This is a genomic window from Deltaproteobacteria bacterium (assembly GCA_011375175.1).
Taxonomy (GTDB): Bacteria; Desulfobacterota; GWC2-55-46; order GWC2-55-46; family DRME01; genus DRME01.
This window is the reverse complement of record DRME01000084.1, coordinates 1-5,906: the sequence shown is the minus strand read 5'-3', so window position 1 is coordinate 5,906 and position 5,906 is coordinate 1. Positions and strand designations below refer to the sequence as shown.

Below are 5,906 nucleotides of genomic sequence, written 5' to 3'. Positions count from 1 at the left end.
GGATGAACCGCAGGGCGTTAAAAGTTTTTGGAGGGAGTCTGAGGGAACCTTTTTACAAAAAGGTTCCCTCAGTGCGATAAGTCGAAACTTCCTTGCTCCGGGAGACGGGATGGTTGAAAAGGTGTGTAGTTCCGGGCGCGGTTCGGGCGGCGGGGGTGTTGTTCCGGCGGCGGCGCTTCCCCAGGGAGTAAGGGACATACTGCCGGAGGAGGCGGCCCGCATTTCGCTTGTAGAGTCGACCATTCTCTCCGTCTTCGAGCGTTACAGCTTCGAGCGGGTGATCACCCCCATTGTAGAGTATCTCGATTCGCTCGCCCTCGGCTCCGGCGAAGACCTCAGGGCGAGGGCCCTCAAGTTCATAGAGCCCGTCACCGGGAGGGTCGTTGCCATAAGGCCCGACATCACCCCGCAGATAGCGAGGCTTGCGGCCACGCGCATGCGTGACTGTCCCCTTCCGCTCAAACTCTGCTATAATGAGAGTGTCCTGCGCTGCCTGGACCAGCCGGAACGCAAGATGCGCGAGGTCCTTCAGGTGGGCGCCGAGTACGTTACGGACCGTCCCTCGGCGGAGGTCGACGCCGAGATGATCGTCGTGGCCGTCGAGGCCCTGAGGGCCCTGGGGCTCGAGGACTTCAAGATAGACATCGGAGATGTGGGCTTTGTCCGGGCCGTGCTCGACGGCCTCGCCGTGGACGACGACGAGAGGGCGAAGTTGCGCGGCGCGCTGGCCAGGAAGGACTCCACCGGGCTCGCCGCCCTCGTCTCCGGGCTCGACGGTGTGAGCGCCGGCGAGCGCGAGCTCCTTGTGGCCCTTGCGACCTTCTACGGCGAGGAGGAGGTCATCGAAAAGGCCCTCCCCTACTGCGACGACGAGGCGACGAGGACGCCGCTTGAGAACCTCGGCCGGATGATGGAGATAGTGGACGAGAAGGGTGTGAAGGACTGGGTCACCATCGATCTCGGCGAGGTCAGGGGCTTCGACTACTATACGGGTACGATATTCGAGGGTTTCGCCTGCGGCATCGGCAAGCCCATACTCAGCGGCGGCAGGTACGACGACCTCCTGGCTCGCTACGGCTACCCCTGCGCTTCCACGGGGCTGGCCTTCGATGTCGAGCAGGTGGCCTGCGCCATGGAAAGGGACCGGTGAAGATGGCCAAGTGCGTAGTCATCGTCGGCGTGCAGTGGGGCGACGAGGGCAAGGGCAAGATCGTGGACATACTTACCGAGTACAGCGACGTGGTCGTCCGCTTCCAGGGAGGCAACAACGCGGGCCACACCGTCTGTGTGGACTCGGAGAAGTTCATACTCCATCTCATCCCGTCGGGCATACTCCACGGCGGCAAGAGCTGCGTCATAGGCAGCGGCGTCGTCGTGGACCCGGCCGTGCTCCTCGAGGAGATAGAGATGCTCAGGGCCAGGGGGCGTTTCGACGAAGGGTCCCTTCTGGTGAGCAGGGACGCCCACCTCATCATGCCCTACCACAAGAAGATCGACCTTGCGAGGGAGAGGATACGCGGCAGGCAGAAGATAGGCACCACGGGCCGCGGCATAGGTCCCGCCTACGAGGACAAGGCCTCGCGCTGCGGAATCAAGTGCGGTGACCTGCTCAGCGAGCCCGATTTCCGCGAAAAGCTCAAGGCCAACCTCATGGAGAAGAACCACCTGCTCAAGACCCTTCTCCACGACGACGGCTTCGAGGTCCACGAGATATACAACGACTACATGGGCTACGCCGAGGCCATGGCGCCTTACATTGCCGACACGTCCCTCTTCCTCGACGACGCCATACGCTCTGGCAGGCGGGTGCTCTTCGAGGGAGCCCAGGGAACGCTCCTCGACGTGGACCACGGCACCTATCCCTTCGTCACCTCCAGCAACACGACGGCCGGCGCGGCGGCCTCCGGCTCCGGCGTCGGCCCCACGCGCATAGACTCGGTCGTGGGGATCATGAAGGCCTACGCCACGCGGGTCGGCGAGGGCCCCTTTCCCACGGAGCTTGCCGGCGACGAGGCCGCAAGGCTCAGGGAGCAGGGCTGCGAGTACGGCGCCACGACCGGCAGGCCGCGGCGCTGCGGCTGGTTCGACGCCGTGGCGGCACGCTACGCCGCAAGGATAAACGGCATCGACTCGCTGGCCGTGACCAAGCTCGATGTGCTCGACACCCTCGACGAGATCCGCATATGCACGGCCTACCGCTGTGACGGCGAGCTCATCGAGGACTTCCCCACTTCGCCTTCCGTGCTCTCGCGGTGCGAGCCGGTCTACGAGGTCCACGAGGGCTGGAAGAGCAGGACACAGGGGGTGACGAGCTTCGACGCCCTGCCTCGAAAGGCGCGCTCCTATCTTGCAAGGCTCGAGGAGCTCGTCGGCTCCGCTGTCTGTATCGTATCGGTCGGGGCCAACAGGAAAGAGGCCGTCATGGTGAAAAACCCCTTCGACTGACGGCCGTGGCCGGCCTGTGGCCGACACCGGCCTGTGAACCTTTCCCCATTCGTCCGGGGGGCGGCGCCATGGCCGAGCGGCTGCGCCGGCTCGTGGACTCCCACGCCATCCCCCGAGAGCTCGCCCATCTCCGCTCACGTGAGCGTAAGCCTCGGTGCCGCGGGGGCGATACCCCTAACGGCCTTTCGAGAAGCCCTGTCATATCGGCCTCCGGCGAGGCCCTCCACCGCGCAAAGCGCCTGGGGCGCAACCGCGCGGAGGTCGCCGTCCGCTGACCGCCCTCTTCGACTTCTCCGCCCCCCTCGTCCCTCTTCCGGCCCGTTCCTCCTCCCCCGGACCGTTCGAAGGCCGTGACATTTCCGCAGCCTGCTGTGATGATTTTATTGACAAGAGGGTGTAGCTTGTTATAAATTCGAAGGGCATACGTCTGCGCGTATAGAGACGATCCCTCTTCCGGGGCAGGCAGGATTGATCGATTCGAAGGGAAAGAGTCCGGGCAGGAACGGAAAGCTCCGCGTCCTCATAGTCGAGGACAGCAGGTACTTCTATACCCTGCTCGAGGGCCTCTTGAGGGATATCGACGCCCGGAGGTTCGCCGTCGACTGGGCCGACAGCTACGCCGACGCGCTGAAGGCCATGGAGTCGCGCCGCTACGACGTATTCCTGGTCGACTTGTTTCTGGGCGATTCGAGCGGACTGGAGCTCATAAGGGAGGCGCGGAAGAGGGAGATACAGACCCCCTCCATACTCATAACAGCCGAGGGCGGGCGGGACGCGGACGTGGAGGCCATGAGGGCCGGCGCCTTCGACTACCTCGACAAGGAGAAGATAGACGCCGCGCTCCTTGAGCGGACCATCCGTTACGCCATGGAGCACGCCAGGACGCTGGAGAAGCTGCGCGAGCGCGAAGAGGAGATAAGGCTGCTTCTCAACTCGACGGCCGAAGCCATAGTGGGCGTGGACCTCGAGGGCCGGTGCACCTTCTGCAACCCCTCGTGCACCAAGCTTCTCGGTTACGGCGGCGAGGAGGAGCTGCTCGGCGCCGATGTCTTCGACATGATAGAGGTGCCGGGCGGCGACGGAGAGAGCCCCTTCCGAGTCCTGCGCGGCGGCGAGGGCGTGCATTTCGATGACGGAGTCGTGAGGCGCGCCGACGGCTCGGTCTTCCCCGCCGAGTGCTGGGCCCACCCGGTGCGCAAGAACGGCGTCGTCATCGGAGGGGTCGTCACCTTTCTGGACATCACGGAGCGAAAGCGCGCCGAGCAGGAGAAAGACGCCATGAGGGCGCAGCTTCTCCATGCCCAGAAGATGGACGCCGTCGGTACGCTGGCGGGCGGTGTGGCCCACGACTTCAACAACCTTCTGACGACCATACACGGCGTGGCCGAGCTCATGAGAGCGAGAATCGGCGATGGGGATCCGGCCTGCCAGGACCTCGACACCATACTCAAGGCCGCAAGGCGCGCCGCAAGCCTCACCAAACAGCTCCTCATATTCAGCCGCAAGCAGCCCATCGAGTTCGCCCCCGTGGACCTCAACGGCATCGTCGACGACATGCTCAAGATGCTGGGCAGACTCATCGGAGAGGACATCGCCGTGGAGACCGACCTGGAGCCGGAGCTCTGGGCCGTAAGCGCCGACTCGGGCAACATGGAGCAGGTCATAATGAACCTGGCCGTCAATGCCCGCGACGCCATGCCCGAGGGCGGGAGCATAAGGATAAGGACCTGCAACGTGAAACTCGACGCCGCGTCTTCGAGGGCCATACCCTACTCCAGGCCCGGCGCCTTCGTGTGCCTGCGCGTCGAGGACACGGGCAGGGGCATGGAGAGATCTCTTCTTCCCAGGATATTCGAACCGTACTTCACGACTAAAGAGGTGGGAAGGGGCGCCGGTCTCGGCCTCTCGGTCGTCTACGGCATAGTGAAGCGGCACAACGGCTGGATAAACGTCGAGAGCGAGCCCGGCCGGGGCTCGCTCTTCTCCATCTACCTGCCGGCCTCTTTTGAGCAGGTGGAGGATACGACGGCGCAGGAGGTCTCGCTCAGGGACCTGAAGGGAGGCGGCGAGAGGGTGCTGCTCGTGGAGGACGAGGGCGACGTGCGGCGCTTTGCCGGAAGGGCCTTGCGCGAGAACGGCTATGTCGTCTTCGACGCCGCCACGGCCGGCGAGGCGGCCGAGCTCTTCGAGAGGGAGGACGGAGAATTTCATCTCGTCTTCAGCGACGTCGTCCTGACGGACCGTAACGGCATCCAGCTCGTCGGCCAGCTCCGGGCCGTGAGGCCCGGCCTGCCCGTCCTGCTGTGCAGCGGCTACACGGACCACAAGTCCCAGTGGAAGTCCATAGAAGAAAAAGGCTACCCCTTCCTTTCCAAACCCTACACCCTCGAAGAGCTCCTGACAAAGGTCAAGACGGCCATCAGGGATCCCCGCTGACCGCTGAGTGAAAAGTCTTTGGAGTGCGAGATCCCCCGCAGGCTCGGCCGCGGTCTTTTGATTACCCTGGGGGAAACTTTCTGTAGAAAGTTTCCCCCAGACCCCCTTCAAAGACTTTCAATGCGACTTGGCTTCCCCCTGTTTTGCCTGGCAAAACAGGGGGAAACCAAGTCGCATTAAAAGTTTTTGGAGGGAGTCTGAGGGAACCGGGGGTCTGTGACCCTTTTACAAAAAGGTTCCCTCAGTGCAATAAATCAGAGTTTCCTATAATCCCGGAGGTCCGGTGCGACACGGCGGGAGGCGCCGGTGGGCTGCGGGGGAAAGCTCCTTTACAGAGTGGGTCCATGGAAAAAGGGAGGGTTGTCGTTGCGGGGCGCGGCTGAGGGTGAGGGGGGCGGACCGGCCGTCGTGGAACTTCGGGGCGGGCCCGAAGAGCTCGGTCACGGCCACGGCGAGCAGGTGCGCGATGGGGTCAGGGCGGCCTGCGAGGCAGTGCGCGCCTATCTCGACCGCGTCAGGAGGTTCGCGCCAGGCAGCCTCGTGGCGGCGGTCCTCAAGCTCGCCGCACGGTTCATGATCGGCTACGCCCCTGCCGACTACCGCCGGGAGATGGAGGCCCTGGCCGAGGCGGCCGGTGTGGACAGGGGCTCCGTATTCCTGCTCAACGCCTTCGACGACATAGGGGCCAACCTCGCCTGCACGGCCTTCGCCGTGCTTGGAGGCGACGACGGCGTGGTGCTGGGCCGCAACCTCGACTACCCGGTCTTTACCGACGAGATGTGCGCCCTCTCCACGGTATTCCGTTTCCGCCCCGCCTCGGGCCGCGACTTCCTCTCCGTGGCCTGGCCGGGCTACATCGGCGCCGTCACGGCCATGAACTCGGCCGGCCTCGCCGTGGCGAGCCTCGCCTCGCCGAGCCCGGAGCGCACCCTTCGCGGCGTGCCCCTGGGACTGCTCTACCGCCGGGCCGTCCAGTACGGCAAGGACCTCGACGACCTCGTCGAGGTCCTGAGGCGGGGGCCGAG

Annotated in this window: 4 protein-coding genes; all 4 read left to right on the top strand. The window is 64.5% G+C overall.

Annotated features, from left to right (window positions below):
- Window positions 1-109 precede the first annotated feature (109 nt).
- Window positions 110-1,150 carry an ATP phosphoribosyltransferase regulatory subunit gene (gene hisZ / locus ENJ37_07440; protein HHL40322.1) on the top strand — a complete coding sequence of 347 codons (1,041 nt, stop codon included), beginning with the start codon at window positions 110-112 and terminating at the stop codon, window positions 1,148-1,150.
- A 2-nt stretch (window positions 1,151-1,152) separates the two neighbouring features.
- Entirely contained in the window at window positions 1,153-2,445 is a 1,293-nt protein-coding gene (locus ENJ37_07435; GenBank protein ID HHL40321.1) for an adenylosuccinate synthase, read from the top strand.
- 468 nt (window positions 2,446-2,913) lie between these two features.
- Window positions 2,914-4,881: a hybrid sensor histidine kinase/response regulator gene (locus ENJ37_07430; protein HHL40320.1), complete on the top strand. Its 1,968-nt coding sequence runs from the start codon at window positions 2,914-2,916 to the stop codon at window positions 4,879-4,881.
- Window positions 4,882-5,247: 366 nt separating this feature from the next.
- The coding region (locus ENJ37_07425) for a hypothetical protein (GenBank protein HHL40319.1) at window positions 5,248-5,906 on the top strand (659 nt) is incomplete at its 3' end.